The following is a 23982-nucleotide window of genomic DNA, read 5'->3' as shown; positions in this document are numbered from 1 at the left end:
TCAGGCGTTAGCGGCCGGTTTAGTCTGCGCATTTTCCAGCATGCGACGTACCGGAACAATGAGGACGATCAGCACCGCGGCACAAATCAGCAGCGCGATGGAGCAACGTGCGAAGAGATCCGGCAGCATATCCAGCTGGTCGGCCTTCACGTGACCGCCAATCAGACCTGCCGCCAGGTTGCCCAGCGCACTTGCGCAGAACCACAGGCCCATCATCTGCCCACGCATTCTTTCCGGTGCCAGCAGCGTCATGGTCGCCAGACCAATCGGGCTCAGGCACAGTTCCCCCAGCGTCAGCATCAAAATGCTGCCCACCAGCCAGAATGGCGACACGCCCGCGCCACCGTTATTCAGTACGTTCTGCGCAGCCAGCATCATCAGACCAAAGCCTGCGGCGGCACACAAAATACCAATAACAAACTTGGTGATACTGCTCGGACGAATGTTCATGCTGGCAAGTTTCGGCCATGCCCAGCTGAATACCGGTGCCAGCAGGATGATGAACAGGGCGTTAATCGACTGGAACCATACCGCCGGGATTTCGAAATCACCGATCATGCGGTTAGTGTAGTCGTTGGCAAAGAGGTTGAATGACGTTGGCTTCTGCTCGAAGGCGGACCAGAAGAACGCGGCGGAGACCAGCAGAATAAAACAGACCAGAAGTCTGGCACGCTCTTTACGATTCAGGCCCGCAAAAAGGAACAGGTAGATAAAGTAGAGGGCAACGGACGCCGCAATCACGTAAACCAGCACGCTGGCTACCGCAACCGGGTTAATCACAATCACACCCTGCGCAATCAGCGTAACGATAACAGCTACACCCACAGCCAGCGCCAGCAACCATGCGCCTACGCCGTTTCTTTTCACCACCGGGCTGTTCCAGGTCGAGTCCAGCCCCACTTCGCTGTCATAGCGTTTCATTGCCGGAACGGCAAACACGCGGAAGATGATCAGGGCAACCAGCATCCCGATGCCACCAATGCCGAAGCCCCAGTGCCAGCCGTGAGATTTAATCAGCCAGCCGGAAATCAACGGCGCGATAAACGAGCCCATGTTGATGCCCATGTAGAACAGCGAGAAACCACCGTCACGACGCGCATCGCCTTTTTTGTACAGCGTCCCCACCATGACCGAGATACAGGTCTTAAACAGACCAGAACCGAGCACGATGAACATCAGGCCGATAAAGAACAGGTTATCGCCCATGATGGCCGAAAGCGCAATCGACAGGTGGCCGAGCGCAATCAGGATGGATCCGTACCAGACGGCTTTCTGCTGGCCGAGCCAGTTATCCGCCAGCCAGCCCCCCGGCAGTGCGGCCAGGTACATGGTGCCGGCAAAGATGCCCACAATTGCCGACGCGTTTTCACGTGCCAGCCCCATCCCGCCGTCATACACGGTGGCGGCCATAAACAGGATCAGTAATGGGCGAATGCCGTAAAACGAGAAACGTTCCCACATCTCGGTAAAGAACAGCGAACCGAGCGGATAAGGATGGCCGAAGAACGTTCGGCTTTCTTTTTGATTAACAGAGGATTGCATAATTCTCCCAGGAAGGTATGTGTCGTGCTTGTAAACACCAGCATGTACGCCGGCCAGTTACGTATCTGACCGATTTTTTACATGCGGCGAAAAGTTAGTTAACCATTTGATAACCAGTCGCTAGTTTTGTCTAGTACCGGACCCTGGACTTTAAGATGAAAATTCGATGATTGTCTACTTTCTTAGATTTAAACTTGGTTAAAAGTGAATAGTGATTGACATCACACAGAGAGGACTGGCGGTATGAGTGGGCGAAAAAAAGCCCGCGATCAACGCGGGCTTCAGAAAGAACGGCAACGCTTATTTGCTTTTCTTAATGTGCTTAATCAAACGCTTACGCTTACGCATCTGGTTTGGCGTCAGAGTATTGCGCTTGTTGGCGAACGGGTTCTCCCCTTCCTTGAACTGGATGCGGATTGGCGTGCCCATTACGTCCAGTGATTTACGGAAGTAGTTCATCAGATAGCGCTTGTAGGAATCCGGCAGGTCTTTAACCTGGTTGCCGTGAATCACCACGATTGGTGGGTTATAACCACCGGCGTGAGCATATTTCAGCTTCACGCGACGACCACGCACCAGCGGCGGCTGATGGTCTTCTGCTGCCATGTTCATGATACGGGTCAGCATGGCGGTGCTCTGACGACGGGTGGAGCTGTCGTACGCTTCACGCACGGACTCAAACAGATTACCTACACCACTGCCGTGTAACGCAGAGATAAAGTGCACGCGGGCAAAGTCGATAAAGCCCAGACGGAAGTCGAGCGTCTCTTTCACCTGCTCTCTCACCTCATTACTCAGGCCATCCCATTTGTTGACCACGATAACGAGTGAGCGCCCACTATTCAGAATGAAGCCGAGCAGAGAAAGGTCCTGATCGGAGATACCTTCACGCGCATCGATGACCAGCATGACCACGTTGGCATCTTCAATCGCCTGCAGGGTTTTGATAACGGAGAATTTTTCCACCACATCGGTGATTTTCCCGCGCTTACGTACGCCTGCGGTATCAATGAGCACATACTCACGCTCATCGCGCTGCATCGGGATATAAATACTGTCGCGGGTGGTGCCCGGCATGTCGTAAACGACCACACGCTCTTCGCCGAGGATACGGTTAGTAAGTGTAGACTTACCTACGTTTGGACGGCCCACGATAGCCAGTTTGATCGGCAGGTCCTGCGGGTTGAAGTCGTCTTCAGGCTCTTCCTCGCCCGCTTCGCCGTCTTCGAACTGCGCCCAATATTCGGCGTCTTCATCGATCTCTTCCGGCGGGTTAACTTCATCAACCCACGGCAGCAGAACGGTTTCCAGCAGGCTGGTCACGCCACGGCCATGAGATGCCGCGATCGGGTAGATTTCGCCCAGACCTAAGGACCAGAAATCCGCAACCGCCTGGTCTGCATCAATACCGTCAGTTTTGTTCGCCACCAGGAAAGTGGGTTTTTCACGCGAGCGCAGATGTTTCGCAATAGCGGAGTCCGCCGGCATCAGGCCTGCGCGAGCGTCCACCATAAACAGAACCACGTCAGCTTCTTCAATCGCCAGCAGCGACTGTTCCGCCATACGGGTTTCAACACCATCTTCTGTCCCGTCAATACCACCGGTATCAATACAGATGAACTCGCGTCCTTCTACTTCTGCACGACCGTACTTACGGTCACGCGTCAGCCCCGGGAAATCCGCAACCAGCGCATCACGGGTGCGTGTTAAACGGTTAAAAAGAGTGGATTTTCCAACGTTAGGGCGCCCGACAAGCGCGACCACAGGTACCATGTTTGAAGCCTCATAAAATTCAAATAAACGTCGCATTTGCGGCGTTTTTAAAAATGTCAAAACGGCTCCTGAGTGAACAGGAGCCGTTTAGTATACTACAACCGCTGGGTAATTAATGCGTGATCGCGTACAGCGTGCCGTCTTTTGCCTGAATCAGCAGTTTGCCGTCAGCCACGACCGGTTCCGTCAGGAAACCTGAGCTGTCGACTTTTTGCTGAGCAACAAAACGACCGTTGTCCGGGTCAATCCAGTGCATATACCCTTCGCTATCACCCACCACCAGGCTACCGTTATACAGTGCTGGTGCGGTCAGCAGGCGGTGCAGCAGATCGCTTTGCGTCCACAGCGTAACACCACCTTCGGTGCTGAGCGCCAGCAGACGGTCGTTCTGATCGACCATATAGATACGGTTGCCATCAACCACGAAATCATTTACTGAGCCCAGTTCACGTTTCCACATGACCTGGCCGCTGCGCAGATCCAGCGCGGTCAGGTTACCGTTATAGGCCAGTGCGTAAACCACACCGTCAACGATAACCGGGGTCGTGTCGACATCGCTCAGACGATCGATTTCCGTTGAGCCTGTCGCCTGAGAAATACGCTGCTGCCAGATCATCTGGCCTTGCTGCATCAGTACCGCGCTTACACGACCGTTGTCACCGCCAACAATGGCAGCACCAAAGGCGGTAGCCGGCGCAGATTCACCGCGCAGGGACAAGGAAGGCATATCCAGGTTCACGGTCCATTTCACCAGACCATCGGCTTCGTTCAGCGCCTGCAGCTGGCCGTTGCTGGTGTGGATCAGTACCATGCCGTCGCTCACGACCGGACGAGACAGAGACTCACCGGCCACGGAGGTTTGCCATGCAACAGAACCATCGCTGGTGTTGAGAGCATAGACCTGGGCTTTCTCGCTACCCACGTACACATGCCCACCGGCAACGGTCAGACCGCCAGAAAGCAGTGCCGGTTTACGAGAGAACCAGCCGTCTTTTTCCGCCAGGTTAACCGACCACACTTCTTTCCCGTCATCGGCGTTAACCGCCTTCACGGTACCTTTGCGGTCAGCCGCATAGATAACGCTGTCGGCAAAAGCCGGGTGCAGGTTGGAATAAAAATCACCAATACCATCGCCCACGGAGGTGCTCCACGCGGTGGACGGGGTAAACTGGTTTTCAACAGTCGGCAGTGGGGACATTTTCACAACGTCTTCTTCGCCACTGAACAGTGAACAGCCACTCAATAACGTAACAGAAAGCAGTCCTGGCAGAAGTAATTTACGCAATTGCATCGGGTCCCTCTCAGACGGACAAATTATTTATTTTCATCTGCATCATTTCGCTCAGCGCAGGTGAAGCTTTGCTCTCTACGCCAGCTTGCCACGCTTTACGCGCGCCCGCTTTGTCACCTTTGCTCAGCAGTGCTTCACCGCGCAGATCGGCAACAATGGCAGCAAAACCTTCGCCTTTGATGGTATCGAGCGTTTTCAGCGCATCGTCAGCTTTTTTCTGCTGAACCTGAATACGAGCCAGGCGCAGATTGATCACCGCTTTCAGATTTTCATCACTGGCGGCGGTTAGCCCTTGTGACAGCAGGCTAGCGGCTTTATCCAGTTCGTTCTTATCAACGTACTGCTGCGCCACTTCCAGTGCGGCCAGCGCACCGTAGGTGTTTTTGTTGTCAGCGGCAAATTTCTCTGCCGCCGTCAGCGTTTGCGGCTGATCGGCACGGATTGCGCTAACGGTATTTTCATACGACAGCGACGCGTCACGCGCGGAGTCCGCCTGATGACTGTTCCAGTAACGCCAGCCTACCAGCGCACCGACACCTAAAATAACCCCAACAACCAGCGCCTTGCCGTTTTCGACAAAGAAGCGTTTAATCGCGTCGACCTGATCGTGTTCGTTCTCGTAAATTTCCACGCAGTCCTTCTCCTTAGCCCAATAGAGTGCGCAAGTGCGCCGCAACGCCGTCCTGCGTTACCGTTGTCTGCTCACCAGAGCGCAGGTCTTTCACAACCACTTCGCCGTTAGCCACTTCGGACTCGCCCAGCACCAGTGCAATACTTGCGCCCCATTTATCGGCACGAGCAAACTGTTTTTTGAAGTTGCCGCCGCCATGGTTGGTCATCAGCTTCACGTCCGGCAGTGCATCACGCACGCGTTCCGCAAGCTGCATTGCCGCAGGCTGCGTTTCCGCGCCTGAGGCTACCAGGTATATATCGACAACGGAATCTGCTTTAAATTCCGGATTAACTGCCTGAACCAGCAAAACAAGTCGCTCAAGACCCATGGCGAAGCCTACGCCAGGGGCTGGACGGCCACCAAGCTGCTCAACCAGACCGTCATAACGACCGCCGGCACACACGGTGCCCTGGGAACCGAGGCTGGATGTCACCCACTCGAACACGGTGCGGTTGTAGTAGTCCAGACCGCGCACCAGACGCTGGTTCACGGTATAAGCAATGCCCGCAGCTTCCAGCAATTTGCACAGACCCGCAAAGTGCTCACGTGACGCTTCGTCCAGGTAGTCGCCCAATGCAGGTGCATCGTTCAACAGCGCCTGTACGTCAGGATTTTTGGAATCCAGCACGCGCAGTGGGTTGCTGTACATACGACGTTTGCAGTCTTCGTCCAGCTTCTCTTTGTGCTGCTCCAGGAACGCAACCAGTGCGTCACGGTAGTTCGCGCGTGCTTCCAGAGAACCGATGGAGTTCAGTTCCAGTGAGACATGCTCAGCAATGCCGAGCGCACGCCACCAGCGGGCAGTCAACATAATCAGTTCGGCGTCAATGTCCGGGCCCTGCAGGCCAAAGACTTCCACACCCAACTGGTTGAACTGGCGATAACGACCTTTCTGTGGACGTTCGTGGCGGAACATCGGGCCGATATACCACAGGCGCTGCTCCTGATTGTACAGGAGACCATGTTCGATGCCGGCGCGTACGCAGCCCGCCGTGCCTTCCGGACGCAGTGTCAGGCTGTCGCCGTTGCGGTCCTCGAAGGTGTACATCTCTTTTTCAACCACGTCGGTCACTTCGCCGATCGCGCGTTTGAATAACGGGGTCTGCTCTACAATCGGCAAACGGATTTCGCTGTAACCGTAGCTGCCGAGCACCTGTTTGAGTGTGCCTTCAATGCGCTGCCAGATGGCGGTTTCGCCAGGCAGATAATCGTTCATGCCGCGGATGGCTTGAATGTTTTTTGCCACGTTTATTCTCTTTCTATATACAAAAAAGAACCCAAAGAATGGGTTCAATCATACATGGGAAGCGCCACGCTTCCCATCACGTTATTTTTCAACCTGCTGAATGCTGATGCGCTGCGCTTCATCCATCATTGTTGCTTTGGCACGGATGCGGGCTTCAAGCTGGTCGATCATATCACTATTATCCAGACGATCTTTACGCACGCCATCTTCATAGAGACCACTTTTCTTGTTACCGCCGGTGACGCCGAGCGTTGACACCAGGGCTTCACCCGGACCGTTCACCACGCACCCGATGATGGAGACGTCCATCGGGGTGATGATATCTTCCAGACGTTGCTCAAGCGCATTCACCGTGCCAATCACGTCAAATTCCTGACGTGAACAGGTTGGGCAGGCAATGAAGTTGATCCCACGTGCTCGAATACGCAGTGATTTGAGGATATCGAAACCGACTTTGATCTCTTCTACCGGATCGGCCGCCAGCGAAACGCGCAGGGTGTCACCGATCCCTTCCGAGAGCAGCAGCCCCAGACCGATCGCCGATTTAACGGAACCGCTACGAAGGCCACCGGCTTCCGTAATCCCAAGGTGCAAAGGCTGATCGATCTGTTTTGCCAGCAGGCGATAAGACTCTACTGCCAGGAACACATCTGAGGCTTTTACGCTGACTTTGAACTGATCGAAGTTCAGACGATCAAGATGATCAACGTGACGCATCGCGGATTCAAGCAGCGCCTGCGGTGTTGGCTCACCGTACTTTTCCTGCAGATCTTTTTCCAGGGAACCGGCGTTGACGCCGATACGGATAGGAATATTTTTATCGCGGGCGCAATCCACCACCATGCGGATACGCTCTTCGTTACCGATGTTGCCCGGGTTAATACGCAGGCAGTCGACGCCATATTCAGCAACTTTCAGCGCAATGCGGTAATCGAAGTGGATATCAGCAACCAGCGGAACGCTGACCTGCTGTTTGATCAGTTTGAACGCCTCTGCGGCATCCATTGTCGGCACGGAGACGCGAACAATGTCCGCGCCTACACGTTCTAACGCTTTGATCTGGTTGACCGTTGCTTCCACGTCTGTGGTGCGCGTGTTGGTCATCGACTGGACGGCGATAGGAGCCCCATCGCCGATTGGCACATTACCAACGTAAATCCGTTTCGATTTTCTACGTTGAATCGGAGCCTGGTTATGCATGAAAAATCTCCCGCGTTGCCCGTCTGTTACTGTGCTGCTGATTGTTCGGCATTAACGGTAAGACGCGCAACCTGGTTAGTTCTGATAAAGCGGCTCAGGTCGACAGGTTTTCCTTGATACTGGATCTGTACTGCTGCCGGAGCGCCGATTTTAAGTTTATACGGTGCCTGGCCGGTTAGGTTTAACGTGCCATCTTTACGCTGCAGACCGCTGAACAGTTTTTTACCTGTTGCATCGGTCACTTCCAGCCAGCAGTCAGCAGAGAAGTTCATCACCAGCGCATTTGGGTCCGCCGCCGGCGCAGCCGTTCCGGCCGGGTTGGTTGGCAGTGACGCAGCACCGTTGTCCGCAGGCTGAGTGGCCGCTGGCGCGTTGGTCGCGGTATCCACGTTTGCCTGAGAAGGGGCAACCACCGCGTTTGGATCCTGAGCCTGAGGCGCAGGGGTATTAGCCGTTGCGGCGGGTGCCTGCCCGGCATCGGTTGCAGGCGCATCGGTCGCGGCAGTCTGCGGCTCGCTGGAGGTGGCAGCACCTTCGGTATTCAGCGGCACGCTCTGAGCGTTGTCATTGCCGGACTGATTGAGCTCGGCGGAGGATTGATCGGCCATGGTGGTGATCTCTTCCTGTTGCGCCTTGTGGTTTTGCCACCACCATGCGCCCGTCAGGCCGATCACCACAAACAGAACCAGCCAGGTAAAGCTCATCAGCCAGCCATCACGTTTTTTACGACGTTTTCCCAGGGAGAAGGTCTGCATCGGCGCAACTTTTGCTGCGCGGACCGGTGCCTGCTTCTCCATCATTGGCAGTAATTCTTCTTCAGGGATATGCACCAGTTTTGCATAAGAGCGGATGTAACCACGCAGAAATGTTGAAGCCAGATCGGCCGGAGCCTTATCTTCTTCAATATCGCGAACCGTGGAAACCTTCAGACATAAGCGTTCTGCAACGGCTTGCTGGCTGAGTCCGAGTTGTTCACGGGCGTTGCGAAGACGAACGCCAGTGGAGAGTGCTTCATGTTGGTCGTGAGTGGCTTCAGTATTCATTCGCTACAACTACTGGTACGTGAAAAAAAAGGGTTCAGGTGCCGGTAAGTCACAATGCCACCCGCACCGCGAAAGTTCTGATCAGTTAACCTTGAACAGACAGTATAAGACTGTCAGCCCGGAGATGACAGCACAGCCCTGCCCGTCAGGATAAACTGTTGTTACGTCGTTACATACTGCCCGAAAGTCGGATGAAACGCACCGTAATTATTGATCAGTCATCACGAATCTGACTGATTATTCAGTAAGATTATGCTTCACGGCGCAAATAATGCGCCGTGAGTGCATAAGAATCAAACAGCTTTGACCGCAATCGTCTCGCCCTGCATACGTTTACGCAGGGTACGTTTGGTACGGTCAATCACATCACCTGCCAGCTGTCCGCATGCAGCATCGATATCATCACCACGGGTTTTACGCACGATAGTGGTGAAACCATACTCCATCAGCACCTTGGAGAAACGGTCGATACGGCTGTTCGAGCTACGGCCATAAGGCGCGCCCGGGAACGGGTTCCATGGAATCAGGTTGATTTTGCACGGCGTATCTTTCAGCAGTTCAGCCAGCTGATGCGCATGCTCGGTACCGTCGTTTACGTGATCGAGCATGACATACTCGATCGTCACGCGGCCCTGGTTCGCGTTGGATTTCTCCAGGTAGCGACGCACGGCGGCGAGGAAAGTTTCGATATTGTACTTTTTGTTGATGGGTACAATTTCGTCACGGATTTCGTCGTTCGGTGCATGCAGGGAGATCGCCAGCGCAACGTCAATCATGTCGCCCAGCTTGTCCAGTGCAGGCACTACGCCTGACGTCGACAGCGTTACGCGACGCTTGGACAGACCAAAGCCGAAGTCATCCAGCATGATTTCCATCGCCGGAACGACGTTGGTCAGGTTCAGCAGTGGCTCGCCCATGCCCATCATCACTACGTTGGTGATTGGACGGGTCCCGGTCACTTTCGCCGCACCGACGATTTTCGCCGCACGCCACACCTGGCCGATAATTTCAGACACGCGCAGGTTACGGTTGAATCCTTGCTGAGCGGTTGAGCAGAACTTGCACTCCAGCGCACAGCCCACCTGAGAGGAGACGCACAGCGTGGCGCGGTCTTCTTCCGGGATGTAGACGGTTTCAACGCGCTGATCGCCAACGGCAATCGCCCACTTGATGGTGCCATCGGCAGAGCGCTGCTCCTCCACCACTTCTGGTGCACGGATTTCAGCCACTTCTTTGAGCTTATTGCGCAGCACTTTGTTGATGTCAGTCATGTCATCAAAGTTGTCGCTGCAATAGTGGTACATCCATTTCATGACCTGATCGGCACGAAACGGCTTCTCGCCCATCTCTTTAAAGAACTCGCGCATCTGCTGACGGTTCAGATCCAGCAGGTTAATTTTTCCATTTTTATTTGGAACCGCAGGAATGGCGACTTCGGAGGTATTCACTAATTCAGACATAATTTTTTCCGGCCTCGTTGTTACACGTTATGGCCCATGGAGGGTTGAAAAGAAACGCCCCGGAAAGCAGTCTGCTCGTCCGGGGCGTTGCATTGTACAAAGTCTGGCGCAGGGATGCCACGTCTGCACGCGGCATTTACGAAAATAATGTGTAAACGAAACCGTTAAATTAACGGGTACGTGGACACACTTCGCCTTCAGCGAAGAAGAACGCGATTTCACGAGCGGCAGATTCAACAGAATCGGAACCGTGGGTGCCGTTCTCGGTGAAGCTGTCTGCATAGTCAGCGCGCAGGGTACCAGCCAGTGCGTTATCCGGGTTGGTCGCACCCAGCAGGTCACGGTGACGCTGTACTGCGTTTTCGCCTTCCAGTACGGATACAACGATCGGGCCAGAAGTCATGAACTCAACCAGACCGTCGAAGAATGGACGACCTTCGTGCTCAGCGTAGAAACCGCGAGCCTGCTCAACGGTCAGGTGCAGCATTTTGGTGCCAACGATTTTGAACCCTGCTGATTCAAAGCGAGCAAAGATGCTGCCAATAACGTTTTTTGCCACCGCGTTTGGTTTGATGATGGAAAAAGTACGTTCAATAGCCATGGTAACCTCTGTAAATGTTCTGTTGTTTTTCATACCTGAGTATGGTGTGGCGCGGATTATAATGAGCAATAGCGCCATTGCCTATGGATTCAGGTAACATTTTTTTAAAATGAGACGAAGATTAGCAACAGCTCACAGCAGAAGAGACGTTTAACGCTACTGCAGCGTGAAATTCACCGTCGCCACCTGCCCCGCTTCATCCATCACCAGCACCTGATAATCGCCTGATTTATCAAGCTGCAAGGTGTAAACCCGGCTCTTCACCGCCAGCGGTTCGCCATTCAAAAACCACCAGCGTTCACCGCTATTGCCGGTGGCCTGTAGCGGTAACGAGACGCGGGATTCCCCCGGCAGACGCTTGATAACCGCGCCTTCACGCACGCCAGTCAACATCAGCGGTGCAGGTGAGTCCTGCGACAAGGGCGGACAGGTAGCCGATGGCGAAGGGATCCGTGCTGAGCGCCGCTCGGCTGCAGGCAGCCAGGGTTCCAGCGGCAGCGGCCAGACATCCAGAACTTTCTCGGTCGCATCCGGGCAGTCTGCCGCCACGCGTTTGCCCTCTTTATCCAGCCAGACCAGGAAACGGATCCCGCGAATACCTTCCTGTTCCGGTAGGAGCAATGTCGGCGGCTCGCTGCCGTCCAGCAGCCAGGTCGCCAGGCGACGACGGCAATTTTCGCTCCCTTCCGGCAGCGACTGGCCGCCCGGCCAACAGATGACGCCGCGTCCCACACCGTCAGGACGCGGGTCGCGTGGCAGACGCGCCTGATCGAGCGTTGAACCAGACTGCAGAACATTATTCACCTGGTTAAGCAGAGGTACCGCGCTCGCAAACCCAAACTGACCCGCCACAGGCGTGCCGTCCGGTCGTCCGGTCCAGATCCCAATAACGTAACGGGCATTCAGCCCTACCGCCCATGCGTCACGGTAGCCATAGCTGGTTCCCGTTTTCCATGCCAGAGGTACCACCTGAGGCAGCGCATTGTCCGGCAGCGGCTGCGCCTCATTGGCCAGAATACGGCGAATGATCCACGCCGCCCCCTGGGATAACAACGGCCGCTCTGACAGGGGATCGCCTGGCTGTAAGCGCAGCCGGCCCGCTTTACCGTGTCGGGCGAACGCGCTATAGGCCGCGGTGATATCGGCCAACCGCGCCCCTGCCCCGCCCAGGATCAGCGATAAATTCGGCTGTGCGCCAGCAGGTAAAATCAGCGGCAAACCTGCATTACTCAACATCGCAGCAAAACGTTTTGGTCCGTATGCCTCGAGCACCTGCACGGCGGGCAGATTAAGGGAACGTACCAGCGCTTCACTCATACTCACCGGCCCATGGAATCCACTGTCGAAATTACCCGGGCGATAATCCCCCGTTTTTCTTGGAACATCCTGGAGCAGCGATGCCGGGTGGATCAAACCGTCGTCCAGTGCCATACCGTAGATAAAGGGCTTGAGCACCGATCCCGGCGATCGGATCGCATTCACCATATCCACATGGCTAAACCGGGTGTCATCGTTAATGTCGACCGATCCCACCCAGCCACGCACTTTCATATCCGTGTGATCGACGACGATCATTGCCAGCGAACTGCGTGCTGGCAGGCGGGATTTCCAGTTCATCGCCAGTTCTTCAAGCTGCCGCTGCAGGGACGCATCCAGGGTAGTCACAATTTTAGTATCGCGACTTTTACTGAGCATCATGCGCGAAAAGAGCGGTGCCAGCTGCGGCATTTGCCGGGGCGCCAGCCATACCGCTTCTTCACGGGACTCCTTAACCTGGCTTGCCGACCAGACGCCCTGCGTCACCATCCGATCGAGCACTTTGTTGCGTGCCGCTTCTGCACGTTCCGGCCAGCGGTCTGGACGCAACCGGCTTGGCGCCTGCGGCAATACGGCGAGCAGCGCCGCTTCGGAATAGCTGAGCTGCGAAGGTGGTTTGCCGAGGTAGGTCCAGCTTGCCGCACCAATCCCCTGCAGCGTACCGCCAAACGGGGCGCGGTTAAGATAAAGCGTGAGGATGTCGCGCTTAGAGAGGTGCCACTCAAGCTGCATGGCTCGCCAGAGCTGACGAATTTTGCCACCAAAAGTACGCGGATGCGGATCCAGCAGGCGCGCCACCTGCATGGTGAGCGTGCTGCCGCCTGAGACAACCCTCCCGGAGGTAAGATCCTGCCAGGCGGCGCGCAGCACAGAGAACGGATTCACGCCTGGATGGTCCCAGAACCAGCGATCTTCATACTGGATCAAGGCTTCAAGATAGCGGGGAGAAACCTCTTCGAGAGTGACCGGATAGCGCCAGATCCCTTCGCTGTCGGCAAAACGCCAGAGCGGTGTGCCTTTTTCGTCCACCACCACCCGTGCGGGGTTGACCTCTTTCAGAGGCAACGGCCACAGGCGATCAGCGGCCAGGATCAGCCCCCATAAAACGAGAAGCGCTCCCGCCAGCCACAGCCAGCGGGAGCGTATCAGACGTACAAGCCGCATATTACGGTACAACAATCAGCGGGCCACTGGCCGCACCTGTTGCCCGCCACTGCGGAACATACATGGACTCCACCATCGGGACCGGCACCTCATAGGTTCCCGGCGTCACGGCGCGCGCCAGATAAACCAGCGTGACCGGCTGCCCTTCGTTAACCGGCACCGCCGCCACAAAGCGATCGTCGCGGAATTCCATATGCTGAATATCCGCCTGCTGCATCTGACTGAGCAGGTTCTGCACTTCACTGCCGCTATCCTGCAGGCTGGCGCTGCTGCTCGCCAGGTTCTGGTTTTCCAGTTCCAGTCCCGCCGGGAGGAGATCGACAACCAGCGCATCCGGCACGTTCTGGCTGGCCTTCACTTCAAGCCATACCAGCACCAGCTCGCCACTCTTCAGGGACGTGAGCGACTTTGTGCTGCCGTCGGTTGCCAGAATATGGCGCTCAATCTGCAGCACGTTAGACGATGGCTGAGGTGCAGACGCCGGATAACCGGTGCTATCAAGGCGTACCCACAGCGGTGTGCTACCGGTATTGGCCACCTGCAGCGCGCCAAGCTGGTCGCCGTTCACGTTCTGTACCAGAGCTTTATCACCGCCTGATGCGGTATTCGCCAGAGACGTTTGCGCCTGCCATGCGCCGGATAAAGTTTGCAGCGAGCGTCCGGCCAGGAACAGGGCGTTACTCTCCTGGGTCGAGAGCCAGCGCTGGCTGAAAGCTTGTTCCGACAAGGCGTTCAGCAGCGTATTTTGCGCATCCGGCAGAAGCTTGTACTCCTCAAGCAGAGAGAGCATCAGCGCATTATCACGAAGCGCACTGCCATAATCGGCCATCCAGTTTTTGCTGTCGTTACGCGGCGTTTTGATGGCCAGACCCAGTGCCTGCTGGCTGCGCGGTGCGTCACCCATCAATTTTAGCGCCATCCCCAGCTGCATCAGCGGCAGCCCGGAAGCGGCCTGTCCGTGACGTTCCCAGATTTCACGCAACGCACCAAGCGGGGCCTTTTGCTGGCGAGCCAGCACCAGCGCGGCATAGGCCTGCACCGCAAATTTACTGGCCTGGGTATCATCGCTGTAGCGGATGGACATCATGCCCGGGTCCTGCAGGTAACGCAGCAAGCGGCTGTTGGCGTTGTTAACCGCCTCAGCAGGCACGCTGTAGCCCTGCTCGCCTGCACGAACCAGGAAGTCAGTGACATAGGCGGTGAGCCAGTACTCCTCCGGACCGTTTTTATCCCAAAGCGCGAAACCTCCGTCATCACGCTGCATCTGCAGCAGACGGGAGATTCCGATATCAATGGCCGCACGGCGCTTGTCATCCGTATCCCCTTTGATGCCAAGCGCGGTCAACTGCGCCGCGTTGGTGTAGAGCGACGGGAACAGACCACTGGTGGTTTGCTCCAGACAGCCATACGGGTATGCCTGCAGCTCACGAATATAGCGCGCCAGATTCAGAGGCGGTTTCCCGCTCAGCAGCAATTGTCCCTGTAGCGTGGCAGGAGAGAAGCCATTAAGGTGCTGCGCCGGTGCACTCCACGACTCACCAGGATTCAGCATGGCACCGGTGTTAACGGTCTGCGCCGGGAATGCCGGACGAACGCCGATTTTCCAGCTCTTCTGTTGTGCAGCGAAAGTCTCGCCCGGCAGCTGCAGGCCGGTCACCTGAGCGGTCACTTCACCATCACCGTAGCCATCCAGCGCACGTACTGGGATAAACAGGGTGCTGCGCGCGCCTGGCGGTAACTTCACGGGCTGCGGCTGTGCGCCCTCAAGCGACAGCTTGCCGGTAGCGGTAAAGGCAACGTTCAGCGTTTGCGGCTGGTCCGTCAGGTTGGTCACATCCAGCGTCAGGCGTGAGGTATCTCCACTTGCCAGGAAGCGCGGCGTGTTCAGTTCGGTAATGATTGGTGCGGCGACAATCACTTTACCTTCGCTGCTGCCGAAATCATCTTCCGTCCAGGCCTGCGCCATCAGACGCAGCTCGCCGTTGAAGTCTCCAATGGGCAGCGTCACGGTCCCTTCACCGTTAGCATCGAGCTCGACCGGCTGCGCCTGCTGGGCAATGATAGTCACGTGGTTCACCGGTGGTTTACCGCCGCGCTTAAGCTCATCGCCGTCACCACCAAAGCGCAGTGCAGCCATGCGGCCCTGCCCTTCAATGACCTGACCGTAAATATCGTAGATATCCGCGCCGTAGCGCTTCTGACCGAAGAACGCTTCCCACGGATCCGGGGTAACGTAATCGGTGATGTTCAACACGCCGCTGTCCACTGCCGAGATCAGCACATTCACTTTCTGCGGAACGGCGCCTTCTTTGACGCTGGCCTTCACCTTCACGGACAGCGTCTGGTTTGGCCGCATTTTCTGCGGATTTTCCAGCGCGACATTCAGGCGGCGATTCTCATCGCCCATCGGCAGATGCAGTAACCCGACGGCACGTTTCGGCGTCGCTGATTTGGATTTATCGCCAGGGCGTACCACCAGCGTGCTGAGATAGAGATCGTGACGTTTCCAGGCCTTATCCACCGGGATTGAGAGATCGAGTCCGTTGGCCGGTACGTCGATCTCTTTCCACCACAGCGGCCCTTCGCTGGACTCGATCATCGCATAGCCTTTACCCGCCGCCGGAGCAGCGATATGCAGCTGGATGGTATCTCCCGGCTGATAGGAAGGCTTGTCCAGTTTCATGGTCACACGGTCAGGGCGAGCGGCACCGGTGCCGTCGCTATTATCCTGCCAGCTGTAGCCGGCCCAGAAGCGCACGCTGCTGACCATGTCGTCCGGCGCTTTGACCTCCAGACGGTACGAACCCCACTCCACCGGGAAGGTCACTTTACCGGTTTCATCGGCCTTGAGGGTCAGCTCCTGTTCGCCCTCCACCAGGTCTTTCTGATCAAACTGTGACTGCCAGCCATCGCTCTCTGACCAGTTCCAGTAGTAGTCACGGCGCTCACGGATCAGGCGAACCTGTAACCCGGAAACCGCCTTTTTTGCCCCGCTGGCATCGGCATAGACGATATCAAAGCTGGCATTGCCGTTTTCATCCACGATCGGCTGGTTGACGGTGGTGTCAGTGCGGTAGTCATAAACGGCCTTACTGGCAAACTGAGGACGGATACCCGGCAGCTCGGCCGCCGGCCAGATGGCCTGCTCAGCACGGCGCGTCACCGGGCGACCGCCCGATTCCAGAAGGCTGGCCTGCAGGATCAGCTGCAGCGGTGAATGCGCCTCTTTCCACTGGCTTTCGGTCGAGACCTGTCCGCGCCCCTGTTCATCAAGGGTTAGCTGAACTTCATCCAGGCTGCGGCTCAGGTTCTCTTCGGCGATATCACCGAACTGGAAGCCCGGCAGTGCAGCGACGGCTTCGCGCAGCGGTCGCAGGAAAAGCTGGCCTTGCAGGGAATTTCCGTTGGCAGGCGCGCCATACAGGTAATAACCCGCAATGTTAAAGTCGACGTTATCCTCGGTGGAAACCGGCGCTTTTTGTCCCGTCAGATTAAGCGCCATACGCTCCGGCATAAAATCTTCAACGTGGAAATCCCACAGGCGCTGTTGGTTATCGCCGGTATTGGCGCGGATATGCCACATACCGGTCTGCGCCCCGCCGTCCAGGGAATAATTGAAGCGATAGAGGCCGTTCTCAGGCTGGACGACAACCGTGCGCGCCACCTGTCCGTCCGGGCGCAGTACGTCGAGTTTAACCGGCTGGGCAGGAAGCGGTTTACCGTCGCTGTCGCGCAGCAAACCATTGAGGATCACCGTTTCGCCAGGGCGATAGAGATCGCGCGGGCCAAACATAAAGAATTGCTTGCTGTAGCCAGGGCTACCTGCGATATCAAACTCCGCCAGATCGAGGGCCGGAAGCTTGAGGTCAAGCAGCGTGGTCTGTCCGTCTTTGCTGGCCAGAATCAGCGCGGCTTCTTTGTCAGTCTCAAGCTTTGCGTGGCCGTCAGCATCGCTGTTCGCTTCGGCAAGCGTCTGCCCTTTATCATTCAACAGGGTGACGGTAACGCCGGATTGCGCCGCGCCATCTTCCAGGCTCTGGGTGAAAATATCCAGACGGTTATGATAACGGTGAGCGGACAACCCAATATCACTTAAGGTAAAGAGGGTTGCGGCATTGCTGTAGTTATAGTGCCCGGCCTGATTCATGACCGCAATGTACACGCCTGACTGCTGGAGCGGCTTAATATCCCGCAGCGGCAACAGCAGTTTTTCACGGGTGTTGCGTGCCGGATTGAGGTCAAACCGGCCGGTATACACCAGGTCCGCCATTTTGAGCAGATTATCGGACTCCCAGTTGGTCAGGGAGTTACGGTACTCCCACTGGCTGACAAAGGAGGCCAGGGATTCAGGCTTCACGCGGTAGAAATTCACGTCAACATTGTTGACGTTAAGCGCCATTACCGGCAGACCTTCCACCACCTTGCCCGGCAGCAGCGAGCCACGGCTGGCAAAACCGACCGTCGGTTCAACATCCCGGGTAGTCAGGGCTTTTTCGTAATCGATACCAAATGTCGCTTTGTTCAGCGCCTGCAGATCACGTTCAACGGTGACAACCAGATTGCGGTTGGGTTCCAGATGGCGCAGGCGTAGCTCTTTCAGGTTAGGTGCGAGTTCCCACGCCCCGTCAACCTTGCCGCTTTTTTTATCCACCACATGCACTGTTTTGGCGAAATCCTGATCGGGATTAAGCGGAACAGAGAAGGTCAGGACCAGCGTGGCCGCGCCATCAAGCTGCACCTCTGAAGTATCCAGCAGGGTGAGCGCTTTGCCCTGACTCTGTGCGGCCAGCGTTGCCAGCTTTTCAGCGTCCGGCTTTTCCGGTGCTTTCGGTGTCGTTGCAGTGGATGCTGCGGGAGCCGCAGCCTGAGAGTTATCGTCGCTGTTATCACAGCCGACAAGCGAAAATGTGGTAAGCAGCGCGAGAGAAATCGCGGCTAAGCGAAACGGTGTCATCCTTTGTCCCTGGCCCATGGAGCCTGTTGGTCGTCTTCCGGATAAGTATTATCCGCAAGTTTCATTAATACAAAAAGTCTAATTTTAGAATCTGGAAAGCACCTCGCAGAGCGACGACGCCTTTACTCAGGCACTGCTATGCCGATCACAGTCGCAAACGTCACATGTTACCTTTTACGTCATTTGTTTTTAAAACAAGAAGATAGCTGGATTACCTCGCCTTTAGCCTGCTAGCTTTAAGCTCAAGACGCACCCCGAGTGCGCGGTTCACTAAGAGAGACAGTCATGAAACGAGCCGTGAACGCCCTACAAAATTTCGGAAAATCGTTGTACGGACCGGTACTTATCTTACCGATCGTCGGTCTGTTTATCGCATTCGGTAACGTCCTGGGGAACGGTAACCTCGCAGAGTATGTGCCGTTTCTCGGCCATCCGCTGATTCAGCATGTTGGTCAGCTTATCGCGAAATCGGCCGTGTCAGTACTGGTTAACCTGGCACTGGTGTTTGCCGTCGGGATACCGATTGGCCTGGCCACGCGTGATAAAGGCTATGCGGCCCTGATTGGCCTGGTGACCTTTGTTGTTTTCATTAACGCGATGAACGTTACGCTGCAGCTCCAGGGCGAACTGGCCCCCGCTGACCAGATGAAAGCCGCCGGGCAAAGTATGGTGCTGGGCGTGCAGGTGCTGGAGATGGGCGTTTTCGCCGGGATCCTGACCGGGGCGCTGTCCGGATACTTGTACAACAAGTACTCCGGCGTACAGTTTAACGGCACGATGGCCATCTATTCCGGCCACTGTTTCGTCGCCATCGTCATGCTTCCTGTCTCAATGCTGCTCGGCGTCGTGATGAGCGAACTGTGGCCATTTGCCCAGCATGGCATCAGCGCACTGGCGCTGGCGATCAAAGGTTCCGGGCCTTTTGGGGTGGCCATTTACGGCTTCCTGGAACGCATTCTGGTGCCGACCGGCCTGCATCATCTGGTCTATACCCCCTTCCTGTATACCGAACTTGGGGGGACGCAAGAGGTATGCGGCACGGTTTATCAGGGCGCACGCAATATCTATTTCGCTGAAATGGCTTGTCCGGAAGTGAAGCAGTTGAGCAGCACGGTAGTGTGGGACGCGCGCGGCATCAGCAAAATGTTTGGCCTGCCCGCGGCGGCGCTGGCGATGTACATGACCGCCAGGCCGGAGCGCAAAGCGGCAGCCAAAGCCATCCTGATCCCGGCAGCGTTAACCTCTTTGCTGGTGGGCGTTACCGAGCCGATTGAGTTTTCGTTCCTGTTCGTCGCTCCGCTGCTGTTTGTGGTACATGCGGTGCTGACCGGCATCGGCATGATGCTTTTCTCCCTGTTCGGTGTTCATGCCATCGGCGCTAACGGAATTATCGATTTTATTCTTTATAACCTGCCGCTCGGCACGGAGAAGTCCAACTGGCCGATGTACATCGTGGTCGGGCTCATCATGTTCGCGCTCTATTTTGTGGTGTTCCGCTTCCTGATCCTGCGCTTCAACATGAAGACGCCGGGACGCGAGGATGACGATCAGGAGACGCGCCTGTACAGCAAACAGGAGTATCAGGCGAAGGGGAACAATGACGGGCTGGGTGAATCCATCGTGGTGGGACTGGGAGGCCGGGAAAACATTGAGGTAGTGGATAACTGCTACACCCGCTTACGCGTCACGGTGAAGGATGTCTCCATCATCGACGAGCCGCGCCTGAAAGCGACCGGCGCGAAAGGGATTATCAAACAAGGTAACAACGTTCAGGTGGTCTACGGGCTGCATGTCAAAAAAATGCGAGAAGCCGTTGAGACGTTTCTCTGAGAGGAGCTAAAGATGTTTACACCCCCTTTTATTCTGTCAATTGCCGGTGGCGGCAGCACCTATACGCCAGGTATCGTGAAAAGCCTGATGGTACGCCTGCAGGACTTCCCGCTGGCCGAGATTCGCCTCTACGATATCGACGAAGCACGCCAGAACACCATTGCACCGGTGGTGGAGAAGGTCATTCGCGACCATAGCCAGAGCATTACCTTCACCGTGACCACAGACCCGGAAGTCGCGTTCAGCGGGGCGCACTTTGTCTTCGCCCAGATGCGTGTCGGCCAGTACAGGATGCGTGAGCAGGATGAGAAGATCCCGCTGCGCCACGGCGTGGTGGGCCAGGAAACCTGCGGTCCTGGCGGGCTGGCATACGGCCTGCGCACGATCCTGCCGATGGTCGAGCTGATCGATCTGGTGGATCGCTACGCGCATGAAAAAGCCTGGATCGTGAACTATTCCAACCCGGCAGCGATCGTTGCGGAAGGGGTGCGCCGCCTGCGACCGGACGCCCGCGTGCTTAATATCTGCGATATGCCAGTGGCGGCGATGCGTAACATGGGGGCCATTTTGGGTGTGGACCGCCACAAGCTGGAGGTGGACTACTTTGGTCTGAACCACTTCGGCTGGTTTACCCACGTGCGGGTGGACGGCGAGGACAAGCTGCCGGAACTGCGTCGGCATATCGCGAGGTTCGGCCTGCTGACGGAAGATGCGGCCAAAACCGACCCGCAGCACTCGGATCCGTCGTGGGTGAAAACCTGGCGCAACATCAAGCCCATCATGGATAACTTCCCGGAATATCTGCCAAACCCCTATCTGCAGTACTACCTGATGCCAAACCAGATTGTGGAGCATCAGAACCCGGACTATACCCGCGCGAACGAAGTGATGAACGGGCGTGAGAAAAAGCTGTTTGCCGCCGCAGAAGAGTATAAGCGTACCGGGATTTTACCGGATGCCTTCCACGTGGGCGTCCACGGCGAGTTTATTGTCGATGTCGCCTGCTCGCTGGCATTTAACCTGCGTCAGCGCCATCTGGTAATGGTGGAAAACCGCGGGGCGATAACCAATCTGCCGTACGACGCGGTGGTGGAAGTCCCGGCCTACATCACCTCTGAAGGGCCAGAGCCTATCCGCGTGGGTCGGGTCCCGCTGTTCCATCAGACGCTGCTACAGCAGCAGCTCGCCTCTGAACAGTTGCTGGTGGAAGCGACCATTGAAGGCAGCTACGAAAAAGCACTGCAGGCGTTCACCCTGAACCGCACCGTGCCCACCATGGAGCACGCAAAAGCGATTCTCGATGACATGATTGACGCCAACCGTGACTACTGGCCTGCGCTGCAAAAAGCCTGGCAGAACGGTGAAGCGGCGAAAAAATAGGGTCGTGCTCGCGAGTTGAACGTGGTTTGCTTGTCGGTGTCAGAAAAAACACCGACAATCCTTTTTTACGGAAAAGAATGGAGGCAACCCATGTCCACCTCATATTTTGTCGCCGCCGACTGGCTGATTGAGCACGGTGACGATCCGGAAGTACAGATTATTGACGCGCGTATGGCACCTGCCGGGCAGGAACACCTTCGCGATATGGTCGCAGAATACCGCGCAGGGCATTTGCCGGGCGCGGTATTTTTTGATATTGAAGCCCTGTCCGACCATAACTCCCCTCTCCCGCATATGCTGCCGCGCCCGGAAGCGTTCTCCGTGGCGATGCGCGAACTTGGCGTTAATCGTGACAAACACCTCGTGGTTTATGATGAAGGTAATCTCTTCTCCGCACCGCGCGCCTGGTGGATGCTGAAAAACTTTGGCGTGGAGAAAGTCTCAATTCTTGCAGGCGGCCTCGCGGGCTGGAAGCGTGATGAACTGCCATTACAGCAGGGCGACGTGACGCTGCCGGAAGGCGAGTTCGACGCGACGTTTGATGCGCATCAGGTAAAACGTCTGACCGACGTGCTGGTGGTCAGCCATGAAAAAACGGCGCAAATTGTCGATGCCCGCCCTGCAGCGCGCTTTAACGCCCAGGCGGATGAACCGCGTCCGGGGCTGAAGCGCGGCCATATTCCCGGCGCGTTGAATGTGCCGTGGGGCGATCTGGTGTTTGAAGGTGAATTAAAAACGACCGATGAGCTGCGCGCTATTTTTGATCGTCAGGGCGTGGATTTGCATCGTCCCGTTATTGCCAGCTGCGGGTCCGGCGTCACGGCCTGCGTGGTGATTCTGGCGCTCGCCACACTCGGTGTAAACGACGTGACGCTCTATGATGGCGCCTGGAGTGAATGGGGTGCACGAGACGATTTGCCCGTTGAACCGGCCAAATAATGGATAACCGTCTGGCCACGCTGTTAACGCGCGGGGCGTCACTGACCCGCGCGGAATATCGCGTGCTGGCCCACCTCACAGAGCATCCTCTGCTGGTGGGCAATATTACGGTGCGCGAACTGGCGCAGGCGACGTTCGTCTCAACCGCTACCATTATGCGTTTGTGTCAGAAATTAGGCTTCAGCGGTTTCAGTGAATTTATCTGGCACTGCAAACAGCTGTTAACCGAGACGCCGTATATCGCCGCGCAGGCACAACAGCGCCCGGAACTGCCGGCGCTTTTCAGTCAATTTATCGCGAACTATCAACAAACCTTTCAGTGGGTAACGCAGGAGAAGCGCGCGCAATTTTCGACGTTACTGCGCCAGAAAGAGAGTTTCTTTCTTTATGGCGCCGGCTTCTCTTATCTCTTCGCCGAGTACCTCACCAAGAAATTGCAGGTGTTGGGCAAAACGGCGTTTATTTCCGGGCCGGGGGATAGCCGGAACATTTTCCTCAGCAACGCTGCGCGGTATCAGGTGTTTATCGCCGTCTCACGCAGCGGTGAAACCGAACAGGTGCTGGATAAAGCGCGGATCGCGAAAAACGTGGGGATGACGGTCGTGGCTTTTACGCGCGCTTCGGCCAATACGCTGGCGGGAATGGCAGATTTGCACTTTGCCTTATATGACGAGGCGGTACATTACGCCGCAGAAGCCGCTGGCGTGACGTCGTTTGAGTCGAATCTGGTCCTGCTGATGGATTTACTGCTACTGGAAGCGACGGGGTGAAAAATCACCCCGCGTAATCAGATAATGCGGGTGGTTTTGAGATCGCGCAGGAATCCGCCCCAGCGACGCTCGTAAAACGGCGTGATGTGCTCGGTAATAAAGTGGCTGATGCCCTTCTCATCCTTCTTCACCTGACAGATATCGATCGGCTCATCACCCGGCAGCGTATCGGTGGCAACACTGCCCGCAGCCTGAATAATCTCCTCGATATCGCCGTCTGCTTCAATGCCAATCAGCAGTACCGGCTGTTCATCCGTGCTCTCTTTAACAGAGCAGAGGAACGCGCGCCTCACGGGTTTGAGGGTTTTGAACAGCGTGGTCAGCGAATCAATCATCTGCGCAGGGGGGTCGGCTACTTCAGACAACAGCAACGTTTCGCCCCCTTCCAGCACTTCCTGCGTACTGAGCGGGTTGCCCTCCTCGCCAATCAGATGATTGATTTCACGCGGGGTGAACTCTTTCCCGGTTGGCAGTTTGGCATTGAGGAACAAGGTCTGGCCCAGCGTCATTTCGAAGAGAGTGCGCACCGGCATCACCACGAACGCCTGCTCGTCTTCAACGGCCTGCTGCAGCGCTTCCAGCGAGGTGAAGAACGGGATCACCGACGTGCCGTCGTCTTTCTCCCAGTGGAGCAGGTCCAGCGCGCTGTCTTCAACAACCTGTTCGCCTTCCGCTGCGGTACCCGGAACCCAGACGGTGGACTCCAGCAACGTGCGGAAAAATGCCGGACGGTGGGCGGGCTCGGTCGCCGCCTGTTCCAGCAGAGTTTCTAATTCGTTTTTCGTTTCAGACATAGTTT

Annotated in this window: 16 protein-coding genes; 4 read left to right on the top strand and 12 right to left on the bottom strand. The window is 56.3% G+C overall.

The window, feature by feature from the left end:
• The 11 genes from L466_RS15095 to L466_RS15145 all read right to left on the bottom strand — a co-directional run bounded on the left by L466_RS15095 (position 1) and on the right by L466_RS15145 (position 18264).
• Positions 1–1542, bottom strand: coding sequence for a peptide MFS transporter (locus tag L466_RS15095; RefSeq protein ID WP_025203468.1), 1542 nt, complete (start codon positions 1540–1542; stop codon positions 1–3).
• A 300-nt stretch (positions 1543–1842) separates the two neighbouring features.
• Entirely contained in the window at positions 1843–3315 is a 1473-nt protein-coding gene (gene der, locus L466_RS15100) for a ribosome biogenesis GTPase Der (protein WP_020883033.1), read from the bottom strand.
• A gap of 112 nt (positions 3316–3427) precedes the next feature.
• Positions 3428–4606 carry an outer membrane protein assembly factor BamB gene (gene bamB, locus L466_RS15105; RefSeq protein ID WP_032680491.1) on the bottom strand — a complete coding sequence of 393 codons (1179 nt, stop codon included), beginning with the start codon at positions 4604–4606 and terminating at the stop codon, positions 3428–3430.
• A 10-nt stretch (positions 4607–4616) separates the two neighbouring features.
• Entirely contained in the window at positions 4617–5237 is a 621-nt protein-coding gene (locus L466_RS15110) for a YfgM family protein (protein ID WP_020883032.1), read from the bottom strand.
• Between the two features lie 13 nt (positions 5238–5250).
• Positions 5251–6525, bottom strand: coding sequence for a histidine--tRNA ligase (hisS, locus tag L466_RS15115; protein ID WP_020883031.1), 1275 nt, complete (start codon positions 6523–6525; stop codon positions 5251–5253).
• Positions 6526–6606: 81 nt separating this feature from the next.
• Positions 6607–7725, bottom strand: a complete 1119-nt coding sequence (gene ispG, locus L466_RS15120; protein ID WP_014171166.1) for a flavodoxin-dependent (E)-4-hydroxy-3-methylbut-2-enyl-diphosphate synthase — start codon at positions 7723–7725, stop codon at positions 6607–6609.
• Positions 7726–7751: 26 nt separating this feature from the next.
• Positions 7752–8768 carry a cytoskeleton protein RodZ gene (gene rodZ, locus L466_RS15125; RefSeq protein ID WP_014171167.1) on the bottom strand — a complete coding sequence of 339 codons (1017 nt, stop codon included), beginning with the start codon at positions 8766–8768 and terminating at the stop codon, positions 7752–7754.
• Between the two features lie 293 nt (positions 8769–9061).
• The gene (locus L466_RS15130; RefSeq protein WP_014171168.1) at positions 9062–10228 is read right to left on the bottom strand and encodes a dual-specificity RNA methyltransferase RlmN; all 1167 of its coding nucleotides are present in this window, start codon (positions 10226–10228) and stop codon (positions 9062–9064) included.
• A gap of 169 nt (positions 10229–10397) precedes the next feature.
• Entirely contained in the window at positions 10398–10829 is a 432-nt protein-coding gene (gene ndk / locus L466_RS15135) for a nucleoside-diphosphate kinase (RefSeq protein WP_003860625.1), read from the bottom strand.
• 156 nt (positions 10830–10985) lie between these two features.
• A complete protein-coding gene (gene pbpC / locus L466_RS15140) occupies positions 10986–13310 on the bottom strand; it encodes a peptidoglycan glycosyltransferase PbpC (protein ID WP_032680489.1) in 2325 nt (774 codons plus the stop codon).
• A gap of 1 nt (position 13311) precedes the next feature.
• Positions 13312–18264: an alpha-2-macroglobulin family protein gene (locus L466_RS15145; RefSeq protein WP_032680488.1), complete on the bottom strand. Its 4953-nt coding sequence runs from the start codon at positions 18262–18264 to the stop codon at positions 13312–13314.
• Between the two features lie 285 nt (positions 18265–18549).
• Between L466_RS15145 and L466_RS15150 the strand changes: the two genes are divergently transcribed.
• The 4 genes from L466_RS15150 (at position 18550) to L466_RS15165 (ending at position 23183) form a co-directional block, all read left to right on the top strand.
• Positions 18550–20094: a PTS transporter subunit EIIC gene (locus tag L466_RS15150; protein ID WP_032680487.1), complete on the top strand. Its 1545-nt coding sequence runs from the start codon at positions 18550–18552 to the stop codon at positions 20092–20094.
• 12 nt (positions 20095–20106) lie between these two features.
• The gene (locus L466_RS15155) at positions 20107–21474 is read left to right on the top strand and encodes a 6-phospho-alpha-glucosidase (protein WP_032680486.1); all 1368 of its coding nucleotides are present in this window, start codon (positions 20107–20109) and stop codon (positions 21472–21474) included.
• 90 nt (positions 21475–21564) lie between these two features.
• Complete coding sequence (gene sseA, locus L466_RS15160) at positions 21565–22413, top strand: 3-mercaptopyruvate sulfurtransferase (RefSeq protein ID WP_032678689.1); 849 nt, start codon at positions 21565–21567, stop codon at positions 22411–22413.
• The gene (locus L466_RS15165; protein WP_014171175.1) at positions 22413–23183 is read left to right on the top strand and encodes a MurR/RpiR family transcriptional regulator; all 771 of its coding nucleotides are present in this window, start codon (positions 22413–22415) and stop codon (positions 23181–23183) included. The genes sseA and L466_RS15165 overlap by 1 nt, the downstream gene beginning before the upstream one ends.
• 17 nt (positions 23184–23200) lie before the next feature.
• Here L466_RS15165 and sseB read toward each other — a convergent pair whose 3' ends face one another.
• Positions 23201–23977, bottom strand: coding sequence for an enhanced serine sensitivity protein SseB (gene sseB, locus L466_RS15170; protein WP_025203462.1), 777 nt, complete (start codon positions 23975–23977; stop codon positions 23201–23203).
• Between the last annotated feature and the right edge of the window lie 5 nt (positions 23978–23982).

Source organism: Enterobacter sp. BIDMC 30, from assembly GCF_000534355.1.
Classification (GTDB): domain Bacteria; phylum Pseudomonadota; class Gammaproteobacteria; order Enterobacterales; family Enterobacteriaceae; genus Enterobacter; species Enterobacter ludwigii.
This window is presented reverse-complemented; position numbering and strand designations above follow the sequence as displayed.

What these genes read in the sequence shown, in the direction of transcription:
- L466_RS15165 (WP_014171175.1), top strand. Translation starts at nt 22,413, where the DNA reads ATGGATAACCGTCTGGCCACGCTGTTAACGCGCGGGGCGTCACTGACC.
- ndk (WP_003860625.1), bottom strand. Translation starts at nt 10,829, where the DNA reads ATGGCTATTGAACGTACTTTTTCCATCATCAAACCAAACGCGGTGGCA.
- bamB (WP_032680491.1), bottom strand. Translation starts at nt 4,606, where the DNA reads ATGCAATTGCGTAAATTACTTCTGCCAGGACTGCTTTCTGTTACGTTA.
- rodZ (WP_014171167.1), bottom strand. Translation starts at nt 8,768, where the DNA reads ATGAATACTGAAGCCACTCACGACCAACATGAAGCACTCTCCACTGGC.
- L466_RS15155 (WP_032680486.1), top strand. Translation starts at nt 20,107, where the DNA reads ATGTTTACACCCCCTTTTATTCTGTCAATTGCCGGTGGCGGCAGCACC.
- L466_RS15145 (WP_032680488.1), bottom strand. Translation starts at nt 18,264, where the DNA reads ATGACACCGTTTCGCTTAGCCGCGATTTCTCTCGCGCTGCTTACCACA.
- der (WP_020883033.1), bottom strand. Translation starts at nt 3,315, where the DNA reads ATGGTACCTGTGGTCGCGCTTGTCGGGCGCCCTAACGTTGGAAAATCC.
- pbpC (WP_032680489.1), bottom strand. Translation starts at nt 13,310, where the DNA reads ATGCGGCTTGTACGTCTGATACGCTCCCGCTGGCTGTGGCTGGCGGGA.
- ispG (WP_014171166.1), bottom strand. Translation starts at nt 7,725, where the DNA reads ATGCATAACCAGGCTCCGATTCAACGTAGAAAATCGAAACGGATTTAC.
- sseB (WP_025203462.1), bottom strand. Translation starts at nt 23,977, where the DNA reads ATGTCTGAAACGAAAAACGAATTAGAAACTCTGCTGGAACAGGCGGCG.
- sseA (WP_032678689.1), top strand. Translation starts at nt 21,565, where the DNA reads ATGTCCACCTCATATTTTGTCGCCGCCGACTGGCTGATTGAGCACGGT.
- L466_RS15095 (WP_025203468.1), bottom strand. Translation starts at nt 1,542, where the DNA reads ATGCAATCCTCTGTTAATCAAAAAGAAAGCCGAACGTTCTTCGGCCAT.
- L466_RS15130 (WP_014171168.1), bottom strand. Translation starts at nt 10,228, where the DNA reads ATGTCTGAATTAGTGAATACCTCCGAAGTCGCCATTCCTGCGGTTCCA.
- L466_RS15150 (WP_032680487.1), top strand. Translation starts at nt 18,550, where the DNA reads ATGAAACGAGCCGTGAACGCCCTACAAAATTTCGGAAAATCGTTGTAC.